Origin of the sequence: Rathayibacter sp. PhB179 (genome assembly GCF_004345345.1) — a bacterium.
GTDB lineage: Bacteria > Actinomycetota > Actinomycetes > Actinomycetales > Microbacteriaceae > Rathayibacter > Rathayibacter festucae.
The window spans coordinates 144235-165110 of sequence record NZ_SLVD01000006.1 but is presented as its reverse complement, the minus strand read 5'-3'; the positions used below and the strand labels follow the sequence as shown (position 1 = coordinate 165110).

Here is a 20876-nt window from a genome sequence, read left to right as displayed (position 1 = left end):
AAGCGCATGCGGACGGCCGCGCTGTACGTCGTCTTCGCGATCCTTGCAACGGCGGTGAATCTGGGCACTCAGATGCTCGTCGAGCTCGTGCTGAGCGGGGAGTGGGCGACCGTCGTCGCGGTGCTCGCGGGCACCCTGACGGGGGTGGTGACGAAGTACGTCCTGGACAAGCGCTGGATCTTCCGGCACGAGACGATGAATGCGGCGCACGGGCTGAAGACGTTCCTGCTGTACGGCGTGATGAGCGGCGTGACGACCCTGATCTTCTGGGGCTTCGAGTTCGGCTTCGACGCCCTCTTCGGCACCGACCTCGCCCGCTACACCGGGGCCGTCATCGGCCTGGCCATCGGCTACGTCGCCAAGTACCACCTCGACAAGAACGTCACGTTCTCCGGCCCGCGTGAGGAGCCCGCATGACCACCCCCGTCTCCTCCTGGGGCCTGCTCTCGCGCGACGAGCACCGCGTCACCCGGATCACGAGCGTCGAGCAGGCGCAGGCCGCGCTGGCCGCGGGCGACAGCGGCATCGCCTACGGGCTCGGCCGCAGCTACGGCGACGTCGCCCTCAACGGCGGCGGCCGCATCTGGGACTTCAGCGGCTTCGACCGCCTGCTCGCCTTCGACGACGAGACCGGCGTGCTGCGGGCCGAGCCGGGCGTGCTGCTGCGCGACGTGCAGGCCGTCTTCTCCCCGCGCGGCTGGATGCTGCCGGTCACTCCCGGGACGAAGAACGTCACCCTCGCCGGCGCGATCGCGAACGACGTGCACGGCAAGAACCACGCCTCCGCCGGCACGATCGGCCGGCACGTGCGCTCCTTCACGCTCCTGCGCAGCGACGGGTCGTCCTCGCGCTACACGCCGACCGAGAACGTCGAGCTGTTCGAGGCGACGATCGGCGGCCTCGGGCTCACCGGGCTGATCGTCGAGGTCGAGCTCGGGCTCGCCCGTGTCCCCGGGCCGTGGCTCGTCAGCGAGGACGTGCCCTTCCAGACCCTCGACGGCTACCTCGACCTCGTGCACGAGTCGATGGACGTCTTCGAGCACACCGTCGCCTGGATCGACGTGACGACGGGCGGCGGGCGCCGCGGCGTCTACTCCCGCGCGGACAGCACGGCCGCCCCGGAGCTGCCGGAGACCCGGCCGGGCTCGCTGAAGGTGCCGTTCGCCTTCCCGCTGTCGGTCGTCAACCGCGCCACGCTGCCGCTGCTCAACCGCGCCTACTACCGCCTGAAGGCGACCCGCGCCCGCCGCTCGGTGCAGCACTACGAGCAGTTCAACTACCCGCTCGACGCGATCGAGGGCTGGAACACGATGTACGGCCCGCGCGGCTTCTACCAGTACCAGAGCACCGTGCCGTGGGAGGGGGCGCTCGAGACGACCCGCGAGATGCTCGCCCTGATCGCGGCCTCGGGCACCGGCTCCTTCCTCGGCGTGCTGAAGACCTTCGGCGCGCTGGAGTCGCCGGGCCTGCTGAGCTTCCCGGCGCCCGGGGTCTGCTTCGCGCTCGACTTCCCGAACACGCCCGTCGCGCTGCCGCTGTTCGAGCGCCTCGACGCGCTGGTGCTCGCCGCGGGCGGCCGGCTGTACCCGGCGAAGGACGCGCGCATGACGCGCGAGATGTTCGAGGCCGGCTTCCCGCGCCTCGCCGAATTCGCCCTCCAGCGCGACCCGGGGATCTCCTCCGGCTTCTCGCGCCGAGTCCTCGGGAGCTGACGTGAGCACTGGTACCCCCTCCAAGATCGTCGTGGTCGGAGCGACCTCCGCCATCGCCGAGCACACCCTGCGGCTGTGGCTGGGCACGGGCGCGCGCTCGGCTCTGCTGGTGGGCCGCGACGCCGGCCGGCTGGAGGCGCTGGCGACGGATCTGCGCGTGCGCTTCCCCGCGGCCGCGCTGTCGGTGGCCGCTGTCGACCTCACCGACCCCGCCGCGATCTCCTCCGTCGTCGCGACCTCGCTCGAGGGCGGCGCCCCCGACACCGTGCTGATCGCCCACGGCGCGATGACCACCCAGGACGAGGCGTCCGCCGACCTCGCCGTCGCCCGCGACGTGCTCGTCGTCACCGGGGTCTCGGTGGCCCTCTGGATGGAGGCGTTCGCGAACGCGCTGACCTCCGGCAGCATCGGCGTGATCGGCTCCGTCGCCGGTGACCGGGGCCGCAAGACCAACTACGTCTACGGCTCCGCCAAGGGCCTCGTCGAGCGCTTCGCCCAGGGCCTGCAGCACCGCCTGGCCGGCTCGCGCCTGTCCGTCGTGCTGATCAAGCCCGGCCCGACCGACACCCCGATGACCGCCTCGCTCAAGCAGAGCGGCGCCTCGCTGGCCCCGGTCGACTCCGTCGCGAAGGACGTCGCCGCCGCCATGGCCTCCGGCCGCGCCGTCGCCTACGCCCCGGCCAAGTGGCGCGTCATCATGACGGTCATCCGCCTGCTGCCGTCCCCGATCTTCAACCGCCTGAACATCTGACGCCGACGGCTGCCGAGGCTCGGGCGGCTGCGGGGTCTCGATACGCCCCTGCGGGGCTACTCGACCAGCATGCAGCGCCGGGCATGCCGACCCGCGCTGACCATGCAGTCCCAGGCAGGCCTTCTTCATGCTGATCGAGTAGCCCGCGGAGCGGGCGTATCGAGATCCACCGTCGTCAGAAGTCCGGTCCACCGCGGCAACGCACGGAACGCGCCGATCTCCGCGTCACGGCCCGCGAAGTCGTGTTCCTCGTTCCCCGTCGGGGCACACTGGTCTGATGACGATCGCTCTGGTTCTCAAGGTGCACGACGGGGTGGTCCTCGCCTCCGACAGTGCCACGACGCTGACGCAGACCCGCTCGGACGGCTCGATCGATGTCGTCAACATCTACAACAACGCCGACAAGCTCTTCAATCTGCAGAAGGCACTCCCGATCGGCGCGATCACCTGGGGACTGGGGAACATCGGCCCAGCTTCCATGTCGACCCTCGCGAAAGACCTCCGGCACCGCTTCACCTCGAGTGACGACGACCGCTGGAGCGTGCTGCCCGGGTCGTACTCGATGCAGGACGTCTCGCGTCTCGTCGAGGAGTTCCTCTTCGACGAGCGCTACGAGCCCCTACACCGCGGAGTCGCCGCACACGAGCTGCCGTCGCTCGGATTCCTCACCGCGGGCTACTCCGCCGGTGCGGACCATCCACAGATCTTCCACCTCTCGATCGAAGGCGGTCGGGCGACCAGTACTGAGGTGCTCACCGGAGAAGCGGGCGCGATGTGGTGGGGGCAGCCCGAGGCCATCGCGCGCCTGCTGAACGGCGTGAGCCTCGATACCGGCCCCGCGTTGATCAACCTCGGCCTCGAGCCTTCGCAGGCTCCGACGGTCGCCGCGCAGTTGCGCGATCAGCTCGCGACGCGCATCGTCTCCCCGGCGATGCCGATCCAGGACGCCGTCGAACTGGCACAATTCCTCGTGTACACGACGATCCAGTTCGTGCGGTTCACCCCGGGAAATCCGACCGTCGGCGGTCCGATCGACATCGCGACCATCACCAAGCACGAGGGCTTCAAGTGGGTGGCCCGCAAGCACTACTACGACCACGACCTCAATCCACCGCAGGAGACGACATGAGCAGTCAGAGCTTCCCGGACAGCAACGTCTACCGTTCGCAGAGTCAAGGCGCTGCAGTCGGCGCCGCACGAGCCACGTCGGGGTCGTACGATCCGCGTCCGAGCCAGGGTGCGAAGACGCCGCCGCAGAGGATCGTCCTCCATCCGGGCGGTACCTCCGCTCGATAGCCCTCTGCGGCTGCTCGACCGGCACACGCTGATCGGGTAGCCCGCAAGGCGGGCGCATCGAGATTCGCGTCTCCCCGCGGAATCACCTCCGGAAGGGGGACCTGCAAGGGGGTCCGCCGCAGACGGCCTCGTTCTACGCTCGGCGCATGCCCCTCCGCAGTGCTGCGAGCGCCCCCGCCGTCCTTCCGCAGATCGCCGCGCCGAGTGCTCGGCAGCGGGCCGCGGCCGAGGTGCTCGGGCACGTCGTGGTGGCTCTCGCGGTCGGGTCGGCGCTGCTGCTGCTGGCGTCGGCGAGTGTCGCGGGGCTGCCGTTCCTGCCCGGCGAAGGCCGCGTGCCGCCGTTCGAGGCGTGGTCGCTGATGCGGACCTCGGCGACCGTGCAGATCGGCGCCGCCGTGCTCGCCGCCGGCCTCGCCGCGCTCGCCCGAGCGGGCGGCTGCCGCGTCCGCGCCGACCGCTGGTGCCTCGTCGCGGCCCTCAGCGCCGCCGCCGGCGCCGTGCTGCTGGCGGCGCCGCCGCTCTGACGCGTCCGGCCCCCTGCATGCTGATCGAGTAGCCCGCGCAGGGGGCGTATCGAGATCCACCGTCGCCCGAAGGCGAGTCTGCAGACCCGCCTGCTGGTGACGGCAGGTCTCGATACGCCCCTGCGGGGCTACTCGACCAGCATGCAAAGGGCGGCCTCACCAGCACCTACGCCGGCGCGCCGATCGTCGAGTCCTCGTAGTCCTCCGTCAGGCCGTGGGGGGTCTTCTCCCACTTGTGCGGGCTGAAGACGATCTGCCAGGCCGCGCGCCAGGCCGAGATGGAGTGCAGCACCCAGTAGACGGGGTTCAGGATCGCGAACGCCGCGACCCGCCAGTTGTAGCGCTTCCAGGCCGCGATCCCCGAGACGACGATCATCAGGGTGTTCGAGAAGAGCATGTTCGTCGTCCCCGCGACGATCAGCCACTCCGGCAGATCGAGCCCCAGGAACTGCACGCCGATGTAGGTGATCACGGTGAAGCCGAGCACCAGCGGGTAGAGCAGGAACGCGACCGGCGTCCCCATGATCAGCGCCACCAGGCTCAGCGAGCCGAGCACCCCGTTCACCTTGAACCAGCGGATCGGGTGCCGCGTGTTCACTCCCGCGGTCATCATGTAGCCCTTGATCCAGCGGGTGCGCTGCTTGATCCACGCGGGGACCTCGGCGCACGCCTCCTCCCAGGTGTTGGAGTCGACGACGCCCACGCGGTAGCCGTGCGCGGCCACGCGCAGGCCGAGGTCGGCGTCCTCCGTCACGTTGTACGGGTCCCAGGCGCCGAGCTCGCGAAGCACGCGCGTCTCGAAGTGGTTCGAGGTGCCGCCGAGCGGGATCGGCAGGTGCGACTGGTCGAGGCCCGGCAGCATCGCGCCGAACCAGTGCGCGTACTCGACCGCGAACATCCGGGTGAGCACGTTGTAGTCGGCGTTAAAGTAGCTCAGCGCCCCCTGCAGGCAGACGAGCTGCTTCTGCTCCGGATCCACGTGCTCGCGCTCGAACGTGTCCTCGCGGAACAGCCGCACGCACTTGCGCAGCTGGTCGGGGTCGGGCCGGTCCTCGGCGTCGTAGATCACCACGAACTCGCCGCGGGCGAAGCTGAGGCCGTAGTTGCAGGCGCGCGGCTTGGTCTGCGGGCCGCCCGGGGGCACGATCACCATCCGCACGTACTCCGGCGGGCTCATCCGGCGCACCGCCGAGATCGTCTCGTCGTCGTCGGCCTCGAGCAGCACGAGCACCTCGAGCTTGGCCTTCGGGTAGTCGAGGGCGCCGATGTTCACCAGCAGCTTGCTGATGATGTTGGCCTCTTTATAAGCGGGGATGAGGATCGTGTAGATCGGCAGCTCGTCGTCCGTCATCCGCGGCGGCGAGACGTCCAGCCCGCGGCGGCCGCGCTCGAGCGCCACCTCCTCCTCCCACGCGCGCACCGAGCTCTGGTTGAGCGGCGCGCGCAGGCCGGCCAGCGCCTTGAAGGCGATGTTCATGAGGAACAGCAGGTTGGCTGAGGCGAGCACGATCACGAAGGTGAGACTCGGCGCCAGCACCGCTCCGACGATCACGATCGCGGCGACCACGAGCGGAGTGATCACCTGCCAGCGGCGCAGCCCCGACTTGGCCGACTCGTCACCGCTCTGCACCGCGAGCGAGTCGGCCGCGCCGAAGAGCAGCGCGGCGCGGCAGGCACTCTCGACGGCCTGGAAGATGTCCCAGTCGGTCGTGGTGCGCACGCTGACGACCTCGACCTCGAGCATCTCCCGCGCCTCGGCGAGCATCGCCTCGGTCGGCGGCACGGAGGTCGCGATGACACCGGTCCCGTCGGGCAGCACCCGCCAGGGCACCCAGCCCGCGCCGACCAGGGTGGAGGCGCCGATGCGGGCCAGCAGCGCGGCCCCCGGCGGCTCCTCGACCAGGTCGAGCATCGGCGCGTCCCACTGCTCCGCGAGCGCGCCGTACATCTCGCGCCGGGTGACGGCGCCGTCGATGACGAGGTGCCGGCCGAGCAGACCGCCCTCGCGCTCCTGGCGGCGCAGAGCCTCGTCGAGCTGCTCGGCCGTGATCAGTCCGCGGGAGAGCAGGATCTCGCCCACCCGGGGCGTCGTCGTCGCCATGGTCAGCCTCCGAGCCGCTCGTAGATGACGTAGATCCCCTGCGCGAACACCGGCCGGTAGCGGGTGTCGAAGGAGGAGTCGCGGGTGATCGCGTCGTAGACGAGGTCGGCGACGCCGGTCTCGCTCAGCTCGGGGGCGTCCGCGGTGGTCACGAAGACCCACTTGGCGTGCGTGTACGGGGCGGCGAGCGCCTCGTCGAACAGCTCGCCGGCCGAGCGGTTGTAGTACTCGGCGAGCGGCACGCCGATCTCGGGCAGCAGCGCGTTGCCGGCCGCGCTCTCGTCGATCAGGATGCCGCCGCCGTCGTAGTTCTCGCTCAGGAACCGGGCCGCGGCGGTCGCACCCGACGCCTCCTTGATCGAGACGTAGCCGGTCGCCTCCGCGATGACCGCGTTGCGGTCCAGGTCCTGCACCCACCAGGCCGTCTGCGCGCCGAGCAGCACCAGCACGAGGCCGAGCGCGCCCGCGCCGATCCGCGGCACCCGCCGCAGCGCGTCGACCAGCACGGCACCGAGCACCGCGAGGAACGGCAGCACCGACAGCGCGTAGCGGTTGTTCCACCAGTTCGTCGGCAGGGTCTGGTCGTTGTTCATGTGCGTCTGGCCGAGGTAGAGGCTCAGCAGCGAGAAGGCGTAGGAGACGATCATCAGCCAGATCACGAGCGCGTCGTCCGAGATCCCGCGCCGCCACGCCAGGACGAGCGCGCCGGCGAGGCCGAGCGCGACGGTCAGCAGACCGGAGGTCTCGAGCACCGCCCAGTTGTACGACCAGAGCGTGAGCCCCGCGTTGCCCTGGTAGGCGAGCAGTCCCGCGTCGGCGACCGCCTTCTGCAGGTTCGCCGCCGAGTACTGGCCGTTCATGAACTCGAGCGGGTTGCTGTAGACGGCGAAGTTGTACACCAGCCACCAGACGATCGCGATCAGCGGCAGGATCCCGAAGGCGCTCGCCATCTTGATCGCGTAGAAGAAGGAGCGCTTCTTCCGCCAGGCGACGATCAGCACCACGAACGTGCCGCCGAAGACGAGCACCCAGCCCTCGTAGCGCGAGAGCGTCGCGGCCGCGGCGGGCAGGCCGGAGAAGACCATCATCTCGCCGGCGCTGAGGTTGCGCCGGCTGGTGACCCAGTGCGCCAGCCCTGAGAAGCAGCCGACCATCGTGACGATCAGCACCGGCTCCGTCATCGCCGTCGAGAAGGCGTAGAGCACGCCGGGGTTCGCCAGCACCAGCAGCACCGCGGTGAGCCGGCCGGCGCGCAGGTGGCCCACCCGCGCCGAGATCCGGTAGACGCCGCAGGCCGTGCCGGCCAGGCAGATCATCCCGAGCAGCCCGGCGGCCCAGCCCGTGTGCCAGAGCCAGAGCGACTGCACGAACGGGATCAGGATCAGGCTCGGCACCGGCAGCCAGACCGTGCCGAGCTGGGTGAAGCCGGGCGCCTTCGAGTCGAAGATGCGCCGCGAGATCGCGAGGTGGCTCTGGGTGTCCGCGTAGGCGAGGTTGATCCCGGAGGAGGTGGTCACCAGGCAGGCCGCGAAGCCCACCAGCAGCGAGACCACCAGGATCACGACCGTGCCGGGCACCTGCCGCCCGGTGACCGGCCGGCCGAGGCGGGCCCACGCCTCCCGCCACCCGGGGAGGCGGGCGGGCGCGCCGGCCACCGGCGGCGGGGCGGCGATCGTGCTGGTCATGCGCTCGGTCAGTCGGTCGAGGAGTGGCGCGCGGCGGGGTGGTCGCCCTCCGCGGCCGGCGCGGAGGCGGGTGCGGAGTCGGCGGCCGCGGGCTCGCCGGCCGCACGCTCCTGCGCGTCGACGTAGGCGGCGACCTTCCGCGACCGGCGGCGGCGCGCCAGCCAGCCGAGGAGGATCAGCAGGCCGATCACCACGACCGCGATCACGAACCAGATCGCGTAGGAGGAGTAGTCGTCCTTCACCTCGTCCTGCGGCGTGATCTCGTTGCTGTCGATCGCGACCGGGTCGGACTCGGCCGAACCGGAGACGGCGAGGTTCCCGGACAGCGAGGTCCAGCCCTCCTCCGCGGCCCAGCCGGCGATCGAGGACTGCAGTCCGGAGGACGCCGTCGCGTCGCCGTCGGCGCTCCAGCCGCCCAGCAGCACGATGTCGCGGCCGTCCGTGGTGAAGGCCTCGAGGGCCGCGTAGGGCGCCTCGGTGCCGACGCCGTAGCTGAGGCGCGAGGCGTCGATCGCGGTGAAGGAGGCGAGGCGCAGCGGCGTCTTCAGCGCCTCGGCCTCGTCGGTCCCCGCGCCGACGACGATCCCCGAGCGGTCGGAGTCGACGAACTCGTCGACCCCGACGACCGAGACGGCGAGGGGGTCGGAGTCGACCCGCTGCAGCGCGGTGACGAGGTCGCCGGCGCTGCGCAGCGCGTCGGCGCCGGTCGCGGAGCCGCCGAACGCGACGGCGAGCTCGCCGCCGAACGCCTGCGGGAAGCGGCCGAAGCCGGGCGCCGCGGACTCGCCGCGGACGCCGGTGACACTCGAGCCCGCGCCGTCGACGAAGAACTCGATCGGCACGGAGTCGGCCGAGCCGATGCAGGCGCCGTCGCTCTCGCGCACGGCCGAGAGCGTCACCGAGAGGCCGTTGGACGCGCTGAGCTGCCCGGTCGGCACCGGCAGCGTCATCGCGACGTCGGTGTCCTGGCCCAGCACCGTCGAGCCGATCAGGAAGTCGTTCCAGTAGACGTTGGCGGTCGCGGTGATCCCCTCGGGGACGGCGGAGTGCGTGCCGACGAGGTTCAGCTCGACGCTCGAGACCGGCCCGCCGAACGCGGACTGCGTGATCGTCGTGTAGCTCGTCGACGCCCCGGTGCTGCCGAGGGCGATGCGCTCGGTGCCGAAGTCGGCCAGCGTGTGCTCGAGCGAGCTCGAGGGGACGACCTTCTGCGCGAGACCGGTGGTGGTCGCGCTCGAGGCGAGGCCCGCGTACTCGCTGCCCAGCGCCGCGCCGGCCGCGGCGAGGTCCGCCTCCGCCCCGGTGAGGGTCAGCTCGGGCACCCCGCCGGCGTCGCCGATCGCGCTGACGACGTCGCCGTCCCCCGCCGCGAAGCGCACGATGCGGCCCTGCGCGGCGTCCAGCGCCGGGCGGCCCTCGGTCGCGCTCTCCTCCGACACGGTGATCGCGGTGCCGGAGGAGTAGCGCGAGGCGAGCGAGGCCGCCGCCGAGAGGCCCGCGGCGCGCAGGGCGTCGTCGGCGCCGTCGGGCACGACGATCGAGACGCCGGTGACCGCGTCCGGGAAGAAGTCGCCGACGGTGGTCGGCGCGGTCGGGGTGCCGTCGACGACGACACCCAGGCCGGAGACGCTCAGCACCTCGCTCCCGACCTCGCAGAGCGCGCCGCCCGAGTCGCCGGAGCCGCCGAGCTGGAAGCCGACCGCGAGCACGCCGTCCACGACGTCGGAGGCCTGGACCGGCGCGTCGATCGCGGTCGCGGTGGCGGCGTCGAGCGTCTGCACGACCCGGCCCGACACGATGACCGAGAGCGTGCCGGTGAGCGGCTCGAGCGGAGCGAGCGACGCGATCACGCGGGTCGGCACGACCCCGTCGGCGACCGGGACGGTGACGAACTGCGGCTCGGAGCCGGCCGCGACCGAGACGACGGCGTCGCTCTCGAGGCCCTGGACGACGCCGCCGGTGGCCGGATCGACGAGGTCGGCGGCGGACGCGGAGGTCGCGGCGCCGAGGACGAGACCGAGGCAGAGGACCGGGACGAGGACCGGGACGAAGGCGCGTCGAGGCAGGAGCGAAGGAGCCATGGGGCGGGGTTCCGATCGGCATACGGGAGTCCGGGAGGTCCGGCGCTCGAGGATGGAGAGTGGAACGGTCGTGCACGAGGAGCGGCGGGAGACCGCGGAAGTGCGGGAGAGGACGCCCCGTTCTGGCGTCAGTCTAGGCAGTCGCCGACAGCCGATCCGGTGGTGAGCAACCGCTGCTCCGCCCCCGTCCGAGTGTCAGGCCGGCCGTAGACGAACCCCTGCACATCGGTCACTCCGAGCTCGCGCAGCACCGCGACCGTCTCCTCGTCCTCCGCCCCCTCGACGATCATCCGCACCCCGACCGCGACCGCGAACGACTGCATCGCCCGGACGATCTCGCGCTGGCGCAGCTCGGTCGTCAGATCGGCGATCAGGGCGCGGTCGAGCTTCACGACGTCGAGGGGGAACGTCGCCACGGCGAGCGCCGAGGAGCCCTCCGTGCCGAAGTCGTCCAGCGCCAGCAGCACGCCCGCGTCGCGCAGGAGCTGGGCCTGCGCGCGCAGCTCGTCCGTCGCCGCCGCGAGCGACCCCTCGCTGAGCTCGAGGCAGAACCGCAGGCCCGGGAAGCGCTCGGGCACGGCGGCGAAGTACGGGCCGAGCCGCTCGGCGGCGAGCTGCTCCAGGTCCGCGTTGACGCTCATGCACTCCACCCCGGCGCCGGAGTCGCGGAAGCAGGCCGCGGCGGACATCGCCTTCTCCACCACCTGCACGGTCAGCTCGTCGAGCAGGCCGGCGTGCCGCACCGTCCGGATCAGCAGGGACGGGTCGATCCGCCCGAGCACCGGGTCCTCCAGCCGCACGAGCGCCTCGTAGGCCCAGATCCGGTCGGTGCCGAGATCGACGACGGGCTGGAAGGCGAGGTCGAGGGTGCGGTCGCGGAGGGCGCGCGACGCCACCTCGCGCACCGGGTCGGTCAGCACCGAGGTGACGTCGAGGCTGCTCGAGCGCCCGCGGCCGCTGCGGCCCCGCCCGCGCTTGAGCGCGAGCATGCTGCGGTCGGCCTCGATCACGATGGTCGTCGGGTCCGTCTCCTCGTGCGCCGAGAACGCGACGCCGACGGTCACCACCGGGGCGAGGGTGTCGCCGTCGACGGTCGCCGGCTCGCTCACCCGCTCGACCAGGGCCTGCGCCCGCCGGCGCGCGTCCTCGGCCGAGTCGAGTCCGCGCAGCACCAGCGCGAACTCGTCGCCGCCGACCCGCGCGGCGACTCCGCCCTCGTCGGCCACCTCCGCGAGCCGCTCCCCGACCAGGCGCAGCATCTTGTCGCCGACGTGGTGCCCGCGGCCGTCGTTGAGGTCCTTGAAGTCGTCCAGATCGAGGAAGAGCACCGCGATGCCCTCGAACGGCCGCCGGTCGCGGTTGGCGGCGGCGAGCGCCGACTGGAACACCCGCTGGTTCGGCAGCCCGGTCAGCGCGTCGTGGTCGACGGAGCGCCGCAGCGACTCGACGTCGTAGCGGGTGCCCAGCGTGTCCGCGCCCATGTGCGCGAGGGCGTCGAGGATCTGCTCGTCGTCGTCGTTGAAGGGGATCGCGCTCACCCGCTTCGAGGCGACGACGTACCGGGTCCGGCCGTCGGGCAGGAGCATGGCGGAGGCGATCTCCCGCCCGGAGGCGGGCTCGTCGCGCACCTCGATCGCGTCCGCCTCGATCGAGGTCAGCGCGTGGCGGACGATCTTCCGCTCCGCCTGCTCCACGGTCCCCCAGGGCAGCGCGAGTGCCGCGTCGAGCACGCCGGCGAGCCGGCGCCGCACGCCGCGCACCTCGATCCGCTTCGCCACGCCGAAGACCAGCGCCCCGACCACCAGGACGACCATCGGGCTCTGCTCGATGGCGGGGTCCCCCGCCATCGCCGGCACGACGACGGCGTCCAGGAGCCAGACGACCGTGCTGAGCAGCCAGACGAGGGCGAGGTAGAAGCCGACCCGCTTGGGCGACAGGGCGCCGAAGCCCCGCTCCCACTGCATCCCCCAGCGGCCGCGCTGGCGGAGGAGGTCGACGAGCAGGATGACCGCGAGGAAGAGCGCGCTCGCCGCGAGCAGCGCGATCGGCGGCGTCAGCACGGCCCTCCCCGCCTGGAAGACGGTGACGTAGAGGAGCGCGGCGAGGGACCCCAGTCCCGTGACGTAGCCCGCGACCGCGAGGTTCCGGGTCTGCAGCAGCTGGGTGACCAGGCTCGCCGCCGTCCAGACGCCGAGCAGGCGGAACGGGTCGGCCTCCGGCTGCATGATCACGAGGAGGGTGACCGTCAGGCCGGCGACCGGCATGCCCGAGCGGCGGCCGAGGGCGATCCGGAACGCCGCAGTGAGCGCGACGGCCACGCCGAACGCGGCGACGAACGCCCAGCTGACCGGCGGCGTGATGATCAGCAGCGCAGTCGCGCGGGCGATGAGCACGAGCGCGAAGAGGCTCAGCGCGCCCGCGATCGCCAGATCGAGGAGGCTCAGCTCGCGCGTACGGGGCATGGTGGCATGCTAGGCCGTGGGTCGTTCCGCGCCGCCTCCGCCGGACTGTCGACGATCCCTGCGGCCCCAACGCCCCACTTCGGAGGTCGGCGCCGCCTCCCCGACCGGTCGACTGTGAGCGGATGCCCCCTCTCACCGCACTGACCGCCGACCTCACCCGTCGCAGTCTCCTCGCCTCCCCCCTGGGCGCCGCCGCGGCCGGCACCGCCCCCTCCGACCCCGTCCTGCACTCCGAGATCGCCTCCCCGGGCGGAGTCGCCGGCCTCGACTCCACGGCCACCGTCCCCGTCGCCCAGCTGCCGGAGGCGGTGCGCACCGTCTCCGGCGAGCGCCCCGTCGCCAAGGGCGAGCTCGTCTTCAACGTCCAGGACTACGGCGCGACCGGCGACGGCAGCACGGACGACCTGCCCGCCATCGACGCCGCGATCGACGCGGCCGTCGCCAGCTACGGCGGTGTCGTGTACTTCCCGCGCGGCATCTACCGCATCGCCGGATCGATCGGCCGCGCCGAGGGCCTGGCGAGCATCGCCTTCCGCGGCGCGGGCGAGCTGTCCACCCGGATCCGCTCGCTGACGAACGCCCCCGTCGTCACCGGCGCCTTCTCCGCCTGCCGCTTCGACAACCTGATCCTCGACGCGAACGGCCTCGGCTCGCCCTGCGTCTCCGCGCACCTGGACAAGACGGTGCTCGACTCGCTGCAGCTCTACGGCTGGACCGACTACGGCATGCGCCTGAACGACGGAACCTTCGGCGACCTCGGCCTGCTCAACCGCATCCAGCGCTGCAGCATCGACCAGTGCACCGGCACCGGCATCTGGACCGGCTACCGTATGATCGACTCCTGGATCGTGGAGAACAACGTCGGCGCGAGCTACGCCGACCTCTCGATCGAGGGCGGCCCGATCCGGATCCTCGGCAACCACCTCGACGGCTCGCCGCAGATCAACATCGAGCTGCGCGGCAACCGCCGCATCACCATCGCGAACAACATCATGGAGGGGGCGCGCCGGCAGTCCCTCGTCTACACGATGCCGCCGTGGCTGACCGAGGACCTCGCGCAGATCCAGATCGTCGGCAATGCGATCAGCAACGGGGGCAAGGCCGCGGCGAACACCTACCCCGCCATCGCGATCCTCGGCGTCTCGCCGACCGCCCGCACCGTCGGCTTCAGCATCACCGGCAACATCTTCGCCTGCGAGGACGCCGGCTCCGGCTGGACCCACTGCGTCGAGGCCCTCAACGCCCGCGCCGTCTCCGTCCTCGGCAACCAGTGGGCGACCGGCCACGTCAACGCCAAGCCCGTCCGCGCCGTCGGCAGCACCGCCTACGAGGTCATCGGCAACCACGGCGACAACGCGGTGAAGACCACGTAGCCGCCGATCGAGCGGCCCGCCGCACGGGATGCTCGACCCTGCCGGTCGAGCAGCCCCGCAGGGGCGTATCGAGCACATGCTGGTCGAGTAGCCCCGCAGGGGCGTATCGAGCACATGCTGGTCGAGTAGCCCCGCAGGGGCGTATCGAGCACATGCTGGTCGAGTAGCCCTGCAGGGGCGTATCGAGACCCACCCTGTCAGCAGTGCGGGACTGCAGACCCGACTCCCGGTGACGCGGATCTCGATACGCCCGCTCCGCGGCCTACTCGATCAGCATGAAGCGCCCCGCCCGCCGCTCGCACGCCGGTCGAGCAGCCCCGCAGGGGCGTATCGAGCACATGCTGGTCGAGTAGCCCTGCAAGGGCGTATCGAGACCCACCGTCCCCACCACGCCGGATCTCGATACCGCGCTGACCCGCTCGCCCCTCACCCGACCTCCGGCACGCGGAACCACCCCGGGCACGCCGGAACCACCCGATCCCACGAGCCCGACCCCGTTCCACGAGCCGAACCCGACCCCGGCCGACCTCCGGCACGCGGATCCACCTCCGGCACGCCGAAATCGCCCGATCCCACGAGCCGGACCTCACTCCGCGAGCCGAACCGACGCCACCCGACCTCCGGCACGCGAAACCACCTCGGGCACGCCAGAACCACCTGATCTGACGAGCCCGACCCCATTCCACGAGCCGAACCCGACCCCGGCCGACCTCCGGCACGCGAAACCACCTCCGGCACGCCGAAACCGCCCGATCCCACGAGCCCGACCCCGTTCCACGAGCCGAACCCGACTCCGGCAGACCTCCGGCACGCGAATCCACCTCCGGCACGCCGGAACCGCCCGATCCCGCGAGCCGACCCCGATTCCGCGAGCCCGAGGTCCTCCCGAGCCGCGCACCCGCCCCGCGCGTCAGCGCCAGGCCAGCGCCGACCGCTCGGCCCAGTACTCCCCCGGATCCTGCGTCGGCAGCCCCTCCGGCACCGCGCCGGCCCGCGCGCGCACGTTCTCCCGCAGCTGCCCCGGAGTCGCCGCCCCGCTGAGCACCACGTCGGCCCACGGCTGCCCGAGCGCCGCACCGAGCGCGAGCTCCTCGGGAACCCCCGGCAGCCCCCGCAGCACCTCCGGCGCCCGGCCGCCGACCAGCCGCCCGTTCGCGAGCGCCTCCTTGACCACCACGGTCCACCCCGCGTCGTGCGCCTCGGCGAGCGCCGCCCCGGCCGAGCGCTCGAGCAGGTTCCAGGTCGTCTGCACCGTGCTGAACGGCGAGTCCGGGATCGCCAGGGCGAGCCGGATCGTCCGCGCCTGCTCCGGTCCGCTCGTCGACAGCCCGACCGCGACTCCCGACCCGGCGAGCCCGCGCAGCCGGTCGAGCAGCGCCCGGTCCACGAGCGCCGGGCTCTCCGGCGTGATCGAGTGCACGAGGTAGCGGTCCGGCGCGCTGCCCAGCGCCGCGAGGGTCGCCGACCACTGGCGCTCGAGCATCGCGACCGAGTGCTCCTTGCGCTCGTGCACCTCAGCGTCCATCGCCCAGTCGCCGACGTACTCGTAGCCCCACTTCGACTCGACCGTCAGCTCGGCGCGCCGCTCCGGATGCTCCGCCAGCCACCCGCCGAGGAACTCCTCCGCGCGCCCGTACGAGCGGGCCACGTCGAAGAAGCGGACGCCGAGACCCCACGCGGTGTCGAGCAGCTCGTGCGACCGCGCGCGGAGGGCGTCGACGCTGCGCCCCTCCGGGGGCCCGAGATCGCCGTCCCGCCCGGCGGTGATGTAGGCCGGTCGCCCGACGGCGGCCAGGCCGAGGCCGAGGCGGGGAGTGCGGGATGCCATGGTGCTCGTTCCGTCCGGGGTGCCTCCACCGTAGCCACCGCACGCCCACACCGCCCGCGCACCCCGCCCGCCCCGCTACCGTCGAGCGGTGACCACCACCGACCGCCGCACCCTCGACCGCAGCATCCTGCGGCTCGCCGTGCCCGCGCTCGGGGCGCTGATCGCCGAGCCGCTGTTCCTGCTCACCGACTCCGCCCTCGTCGGCCACCTCGGCGCTGTGCCGCTCGCCGGCCTCGCCCTCGGCGGAGCGGTGCTGCAGACGATCGTCGGCCTGATGGTGTTCCTCGCCTACAGCACCACTCCCCGGGTCGGCCGCGCGCTCGGCGAGGGCGACGAGCGCCGTGCCGTCGCGGCCGGCATCGACGGCGGCTGGCTCGCGCTCGCCCTCGGCGCGGTCATCGCGGTCGCCGGAGCCATCGCCGCTCCCGCCCTGATCGGTCTCTTCGGCGCCGAGCCCGCGGTCGCCGATGCGGGCGTCCGCTACCTCTCGGTGAGCATGGCCGGCATCCCCGCGATGCTCGGCGTCTTCGCCCTGACCGGGCTGCTCCGCGGCTTCCAGGACACCCGCACTCCGCTGATCATCGCGGGCGGCGGATTCGCGGTGAACGCGGCCCTGAACGCCGTGCTGATCTACCCCGCCGGCCTGGGGATAACCGGGTCCGCCCTGGGGACGGTGATCGCCCAGTGGGGCATGTTCGGCGCCTACGCGGTGATCGCCCTGCGGCTCGCCCGCCGCGTCGGAGCGCCGCTGCGCCCGCACCCGGCCGGGCTGCGCGCCTCCGCCGGCTCGGGCGGCTGGCTGCTGCTGCGCACCGCCTCGCTGCGCGCCGCCATCCTGCTCGCCGTCGCGGTCGCCGGCTCTCTCGGCGCGGAGGAGCTCGGCGCGTTCCAGGTCGCGATGACGCTGTTCTCCACGGTCGCCTTCGCCCTCGACGCCGTTGCGATCGCGGCGCAGGCGCTGCTCGGCCGCCTCCTCGGCGAGGGCGACCCGGCGCGCGCCCGAGCGGTCGCGAAACGCTGTGTGACCTGGGGAATCGGCGCGGGAGTCGCCCTCGGAGCGGTCATCGTCGCGACGAGCGGAGTGCTCCCGTTCGTCTTCTCGAGCGACCCCGAGGTGCTCCGCCTGCTCCCCGCCGCCCTCGTCGTGGTCGGCCTGACGGCTCCGCTCGGCGGCTTCGTGTTCGTCCTGGACGGCGTGCTGATCGGCGCCGGCGACGGCCGCTACCTCGCCCTGAGCGGCCTCGTGAACCTCGCCGTCCTCGCCCCGCTGGCCCTCCTCGCGCCCCTCGCACCCGAGGACTGGCGCCTCCTGGCCCTCTGGATCGCCTACGCCGCGGGCTTCCTCGGCGCCCGCGCGCTCACCCTCGGCCTCCGCTTCCGCGGCGACGTCTGGCTCCGTTGACCCTCGAACGAAGTTTCGAACACCCTGTGGACAACCCTGTGCACAACTCCCGGCGACCCCCGCGTCCGCCCCCTCCCGCGAGATGCCACTTATGAGCCCGACACGCCGCAGAATCCGCTCATAAGTGGCATCTCGCGGAGGGAGTCAGCGCGGCGGCGCGCTCGTGGTGCCGCGGTGGAAGACGGAGGTGAAGCGCACCGGCTCGGCCTCGTCGCCGGCGATCAGCGCGAGGACGGCGCGCGCCGCAGCCCGGCCCTTCTCGACCGCGGGCTGCACCATCGTCGTCAGGTCGTACTCGGCCGCGAGCCCCGGGACCTGCACCCCGTCGAAGCCGACCACCGACACCTCGGCCGGCACCCGCAGCCCGAGCTGCTCGGCCGCGAGGACGACCCCGGCCGCCAGCAGATCGCTCTGCGCGATCACGGCCGTCGGCGGCTGGGCGGCATCGAGCAGCACCCGCCCGGCGGCGACCCCCTCGTCGACCGTGCTCGCCCCCGCCGCGACGACCGCCAGGTCGCCGAACACGTCCTGCGCCCCGAGAAGCCGCTCGACCGCGGTGATGCTCGGGCTCGACCGCCAGTCCGCCGGGATCGCGCCGCGGCGGCGGTCCTTCGCGAAGGGCAGCGAGACGACGGCGACGCGCTCGTGCCCGAGCTCCCGAAGGTGCTCAGCGAGCGTCCGGGTCGCCTCCCGGTTGTCGAGGGAGACGACCGCAGCGCCGAGGTCGGAGACCCCCTCGACCACCACGACCGGCACGCCGCGGCGCCGCAGCACCGCCACGGAGTCGTCGACGGAGGGACTGCAGCCGACCAGGATCATCGCGTCCACCGGCGCCGTCGCCAGCAGCCCCGAGCCCCCCTCGGTCTCGGTGAGCAGCAGGATGCCCGCGCCGGCCCCGCCGAGCACGTCGGCGATGCCGTCGAGCATCGCGATCTTGATCGGGTCGCGGAAGGCGTGCAGCACGCGCTCGTCGACGACGACCCCGACGATCCCCGAGCGCCCGCGCCGGAGCGACTGCGCCCGCGGGTCCGGTCCGGCGTAGTCGAGCTCGGCGGCGGCCTGCAGCACCCGCTCGCGGGTCGACGCCGCGACCGGTCCGGAGCCGCTGAACACGAGCGACGCCGTCGACGGCGACACGCCCGCCCGGCTCGCGACCCGCGCGAGGGTCGGGCGCGACGTCGGCGATCCGCCGCTCTTCGACTCCACGGCCTTGCTCGACTCCACGGTGCTCCTCGTCCCCGACCCGGAGGGCCGGCGCCCGGCGACCCGTCCTTGACCGGTCCCGGCGTTCCGGATAGCTTAGACCGGCCCGCATCGAATCGATTCGATCATCGTCGATCAGGCCCCCACGACCGCCCCGCGATCAGCCAGGACCCCGCATGCCCTCGACCTCCGCCCTCAGCCGCCCGCAGCTCGTCGCGTGGCGCAACGCCGTCTTCACGATCTTCGTGCTGAGCGGCCTCTCGATCGCGACCTGGGTCTCGCGCACCCCCGCCATCCGCGACGAGCTGCAGCTCCCCACCTCCGGCGTGGGCCTCCTGATCCTCTCGATGTCGATCGGCGCGATCGTCGGCCTCAGCCTCTCCACCGCGATCATGTCGGCGCTCGGCGCCCGCCGCGGCATGGTCGCCGGACTCGTCGTCTGCTCCTCCGGTCTCGCGCTCCTGGGCCTCGCGGCGGACGCGTTCGGCGCGCTCCCCCTCGCCTTCGCGGGCATGGTCCTGCTGGGCTTCGGCAACGGCGCGGTCGACGTGATGATGAACGTCGAGGGCTCCGCGAACGAGAAGGCCTTCGGCAAGACCCTGCTCCCGCTCTTCCACGCCTTCTTCAGCCTCGGCACCGTCCTCGGCGCGATCCTCGGCGCCGCGGCCTCCGCGCTCACCGTGCCGGTGGCCGCGCACCTCTCGGGCGTCGCCGTCGTCGTGGTGATCACCGTCTCCGTCGCGATCCGCTTCGTCCCCGTCCGCGACGAGCTCGACACCTCCGGGGTCGCCGTCGTCGCGAAGGCGCCGGTCCGCGAGCGCGTCGCCGCCTCGCTCGGCGTCTGGCGCGACCGCCGCCTGGTGCTGATCGGCCTGATCATGCTGGGCATGGCCTTCGCAGAGGGATCGGCCAACGACTGGCTGACCCTCGCGATGGTGGACGGCCACGGCACCGACAAGACCACCGCCGCCGTCGTCTTCGGCGTCTTCGTCGCCGCGATGACCGTCGGCCGGGTGCTCGGCGGCCCCGTGCTCGACCGCTTCGGCCGCGTGCCCGTGCTCCGCGCGTCCGCCGGGCTGGCGATCGTCGGCATCCTGCTCTTCATCCTCGCTCCGGTCGACGGCCTCGTCATCGCCGGAGCGGTCGCCTGGGGACTGGGCTGCTCGCTCGGCTTCCCGGTCGGCATGTCCGCCGCGGCCGAGGGCCCGCACTCGGCGGCCCGGGTCAGCGCCGTCGCGATGCTCGGCTACGTCGCCTTCCTGGTCGGCCCGCCCGCGATCGGCTTCCTCGGCGAGCACTTCGGCCTCCTCAACGCGCTGTTCCTGGTGCTCGCGCTCGTCGTCCTCGCCGGTCTCGCCTCACCCGCCGCCCGCCCGCAGAAGGAGCCCGCGGAGCGCGTGCAGGACGGCGCGCGAGCATGAGCGCCCCCGGCCTCGAGCCCTGCCGCGTCGCCGTCGTCACCGGCGCGAACCACGGCATCGGCGCCGCGATCGCCGCGCGCCTCGCCGCCGATGGTCTGGCCGTGCTGGTCGCCTTCCTCGCCGAGGATCTGCCGGAGTACGAGCCGGAGCGCCAGCGTCTCGCCCACCGCACCGACGGCGAGCAGGTCGCCGAGCAGATCCGCGCCGCGGGTGGCCGCGCCCGCGCCGTCTCCGCCGACCTCCGCGACGCCGCCTCCGCCGCCCTGCTCCTCGACGCCGCAGAGGAGTCGCTCGGCCCGGTCGACGTCCTCGTGCACAACGCCACCGGCTCCGTCATCGACACCTTCCGCACCCGCCCGAACGACTGGATGGGCCGCCCCCAGCGCCGCGTCGACGCCGCGAGCATCGACCGAGTGCTCGCCATCGACGCCCGCGCCGGCGCGCTGCTGATCGCCGAGCTCGCCGAGCGCCTGGAGCGCCGCGGCGGCCACGGCGGGCGGATCGTCACGCTCACCTCGGGCGGCGAGCGCGGCTTCCCCGGCGAGGTCTCCTACGGCGCCGCCAAGGCCGCGCTGGTGAACTACACGATCTCCGCCTCGCTCGAGCTCAGCCCGCTCGGCGTCACCGCCAACGCGGTCCACCCGCCCGTCACCGACACCGGCTGGGTCACCGACGACGTCCACGCCGCCGTCGCCGCGAACGACGCCTTCTTCGACGTCGCCCGCCCCGACGAGGTCGCCGACCTCGTCTCCTACCTCGTCTCCCCCGCCGGCCGCCGCGTCACCGGCAACGTCCTCCGCATGGCCTGACCCCGCAGGGGCCCCCTGCATGCTGGTCGAGCAGCCCCGCAGGGGCCCCCAGCATGCTGGTCGAGTAGCCCCGCCGGGGCGTATCGAGAGCCACCGTCCCCAGCACGACGAGCCTGCACTCCGCCCTGCGGACATCGCCGGATCTCGATACGCCCTCTGCGAGGGCTACTCGATCAGCAAAGGCCGCGGCCTCACCCGTCAGGGGGAGTCCGCCGGCCCCCCTTCATG

The 20876-nt window shown here is 72.8% G+C and carries 15 protein-coding genes; 9 read left to right on the top strand and 6 right to left on the bottom strand.

Annotation, left to right across the window (positions count from 1 at the left end; genetic code table 11):
• Positions 1–6 precede the first annotated feature (6 nt).
• From EDF43_RS13690 to EDF43_RS13670, 5 genes are all read left to right on the top strand, one after another.
• Positions 7–417 carry a GtrA family protein gene (locus EDF43_RS13690; RefSeq protein ID WP_132437349.1) on the top strand — a complete coding sequence of 137 codons (411 nt, stop codon included), beginning with the start codon at positions 7–9 and terminating at the stop codon, positions 415–417.
• A complete protein-coding gene (locus EDF43_RS13685; RefSeq protein ID WP_132437348.1) occupies positions 414–1712 on the top strand; it encodes an FAD-binding oxidoreductase in 1299 nt (432 codons plus the stop codon). The genes EDF43_RS13690 and EDF43_RS13685 overlap by 4 nt, the downstream gene beginning before the upstream one ends.
• 1 nt (position 1713) lies before the next feature.
• Entirely contained in the window at positions 1714–2463 is a 750-nt protein-coding gene (locus EDF43_RS13680) for an SDR family NAD(P)-dependent oxidoreductase (protein WP_123736194.1), read from the top strand.
• 277 nt (positions 2464–2740) lie between these two features.
• A complete protein-coding gene (locus EDF43_RS13675; protein ID WP_132437347.1) occupies positions 2741–3592 on the top strand; it encodes a hypothetical protein in 852 nt (283 codons plus the stop codon).
• A 313-nt stretch (positions 3593–3905) separates the two neighbouring features.
• Positions 3906–4283, top strand: a complete 378-nt coding sequence (locus EDF43_RS13670) for a hypothetical protein (RefSeq protein ID WP_132437346.1) — start codon at positions 3906–3908, stop codon at positions 4281–4283.
• Positions 4284–4449: 166 nt separating this feature from the next.
• Here EDF43_RS13670 and EDF43_RS13665 read toward each other — a convergent pair whose 3' ends face one another.
• The 4 genes from EDF43_RS13665 to EDF43_RS13650 all read right to left on the bottom strand — a co-directional run bounded on the left by EDF43_RS13665 (position 4450) and on the right by EDF43_RS13650 (position 12612).
• Complete coding sequence (locus EDF43_RS13665; RefSeq protein WP_132437345.1) at positions 4450–6384, bottom strand: glycosyltransferase; 1935 nt, start codon at positions 6382–6384, stop codon at positions 4450–4452.
• 2 nt (positions 6385–6386) lie between these two features.
• Positions 6387–8069, bottom strand: coding sequence for a hypothetical protein (locus tag EDF43_RS13660; RefSeq protein WP_132437344.1), 1683 nt, complete (start codon positions 8067–8069; stop codon positions 6387–6389).
• Between the two features lie 8 nt (positions 8070–8077).
• Positions 8078–10150, bottom strand: coding sequence for a hypothetical protein (locus EDF43_RS21895; protein WP_165909118.1), 2073 nt, complete (start codon positions 10148–10150; stop codon positions 8078–8080).
• 128 nt (positions 10151–10278) lie between these two features.
• Positions 10279–12612, bottom strand: a complete 2334-nt coding sequence (locus EDF43_RS13650; protein WP_132437343.1) for a bifunctional diguanylate cyclase/phosphodiesterase — start codon at positions 12610–12612, stop codon at positions 10279–10281.
• A gap of 122 nt (positions 12613–12734) precedes the next feature.
• Between EDF43_RS13650 and EDF43_RS13645 the strand changes: the two genes are divergently transcribed.
• Positions 12735–13985, top strand: coding sequence for a glycosyl hydrolase family 28-related protein (locus EDF43_RS13645; protein WP_132437342.1), 1251 nt, complete (start codon positions 12735–12737; stop codon positions 13983–13985).
• A gap of 910 nt (positions 13986–14895) precedes the next feature.
• Here the strand turns inward: EDF43_RS13645 and EDF43_RS13640 are convergent.
• Positions 14896–15813, bottom strand: coding sequence for an aldo/keto reductase (locus EDF43_RS13640; protein ID WP_123736187.1), 918 nt, complete (start codon positions 15811–15813; stop codon positions 14896–14898).
• 88 nt (positions 15814–15901) lie between these two features.
• Between EDF43_RS13640 and EDF43_RS13635 the strand changes: the two genes are divergently transcribed.
• Positions 15902–17215 carry an MATE family efflux transporter gene (locus EDF43_RS13635; protein WP_243581438.1) on the top strand — a complete coding sequence of 438 codons (1314 nt, stop codon included), beginning with the start codon at positions 15902–15904 and terminating at the stop codon, positions 17213–17215.
• Between the two features lie 144 nt (positions 17216–17359).
• On the opposite strand, the gene EDF43_RS13630 is transcribed toward EDF43_RS13635, so the two are convergent.
• Positions 17360–18439 carry a substrate-binding domain-containing protein gene (locus tag EDF43_RS13630; protein ID WP_243581439.1) on the bottom strand — a complete coding sequence of 360 codons (1080 nt, stop codon included), beginning with the start codon at positions 18437–18439 and terminating at the stop codon, positions 17360–17362.
• A gap of 155 nt (positions 18440–18594) precedes the next feature.
• Between EDF43_RS13630 and EDF43_RS13625 the strand changes: the two genes are divergently transcribed.
• Both EDF43_RS13625 and EDF43_RS13620 read left to right on the top strand, forming a co-directional pair.
• On the top strand, positions 18595–19839 hold the full coding sequence (locus tag EDF43_RS13625) for an MFS transporter (protein ID WP_132437341.1): 1245 nt from the start codon (positions 18595–18597) through the stop codon (positions 19837–19839).
• On the top strand, positions 19836–20648 hold the full coding sequence (locus EDF43_RS13620) for an SDR family NAD(P)-dependent oxidoreductase (RefSeq protein ID WP_132437340.1): 813 nt from the start codon (positions 19836–19838) through the stop codon (positions 20646–20648). The genes EDF43_RS13625 and EDF43_RS13620 overlap by 4 nt, the downstream gene beginning before the upstream one ends.
• Positions 20649–20876: the final 228 nt, after the last annotated feature.

Coding starts and splice junctions, on each gene's coding strand:
- EDF43_RS13690 (WP_132437349.1), top strand. CDS start 7: ATGCGGACGGCCGCGCTGTACGTCGTCTTCGCGATCCTTGCAACGGCG.
- EDF43_RS13685 (WP_132437348.1), top strand. CDS start 414: ATGACCACCCCCGTCTCCTCCTGGGGCCTGCTCTCGCGCGACGAGCAC.
- EDF43_RS13675 (WP_132437347.1), top strand. CDS start 2,741: ATGACGATCGCTCTGGTTCTCAAGGTGCACGACGGGGTGGTCCTCGCC.
- EDF43_RS13670 (WP_132437346.1), top strand. CDS start 3,906: ATGCCCCTCCGCAGTGCTGCGAGCGCCCCCGCCGTCCTTCCGCAGATC.
- EDF43_RS13665 (WP_132437345.1), bottom strand. CDS start 6,384: ATGGCGACGACGACGCCCCGGGTGGGCGAGATCCTGCTCTCCCGCGGA.
- EDF43_RS13660 (WP_132437344.1), bottom strand. CDS start 8,069: ATGACCAGCACGATCGCCGCCCCGCCGCCGGTGGCCGGCGCGCCCGCC.
- EDF43_RS21895 (WP_165909118.1), bottom strand. CDS start 10,150: ATGGCTCCTTCGCTCCTGCCTCGACGCGCCTTCGTCCCGGTCCTCGTC.
- EDF43_RS13650 (WP_132437343.1), bottom strand. CDS start 12,612: ATGCCCCGTACGCGCGAGCTGAGCCTCCTCGATCTGGCGATCGCGGGC.
- EDF43_RS13645 (WP_132437342.1), top strand. CDS start 12,735: ATGCCCCCTCTCACCGCACTGACCGCCGACCTCACCCGTCGCAGTCTC.
- EDF43_RS13640 (WP_123736187.1), bottom strand. CDS start 15,813: ATGGCATCCCGCACTCCCCGCCTCGGCCTCGGCCTGGCCGCCGTCGGG.
- EDF43_RS13625 (WP_132437341.1), top strand. CDS start 18,595: ATGCCCTCGACCTCCGCCCTCAGCCGCCCGCAGCTCGTCGCGTGGCGC.
- EDF43_RS13620 (WP_132437340.1), top strand. CDS start 19,836: ATGAGCGCCCCCGGCCTCGAGCCCTGCCGCGTCGCCGTCGTCACCGGC.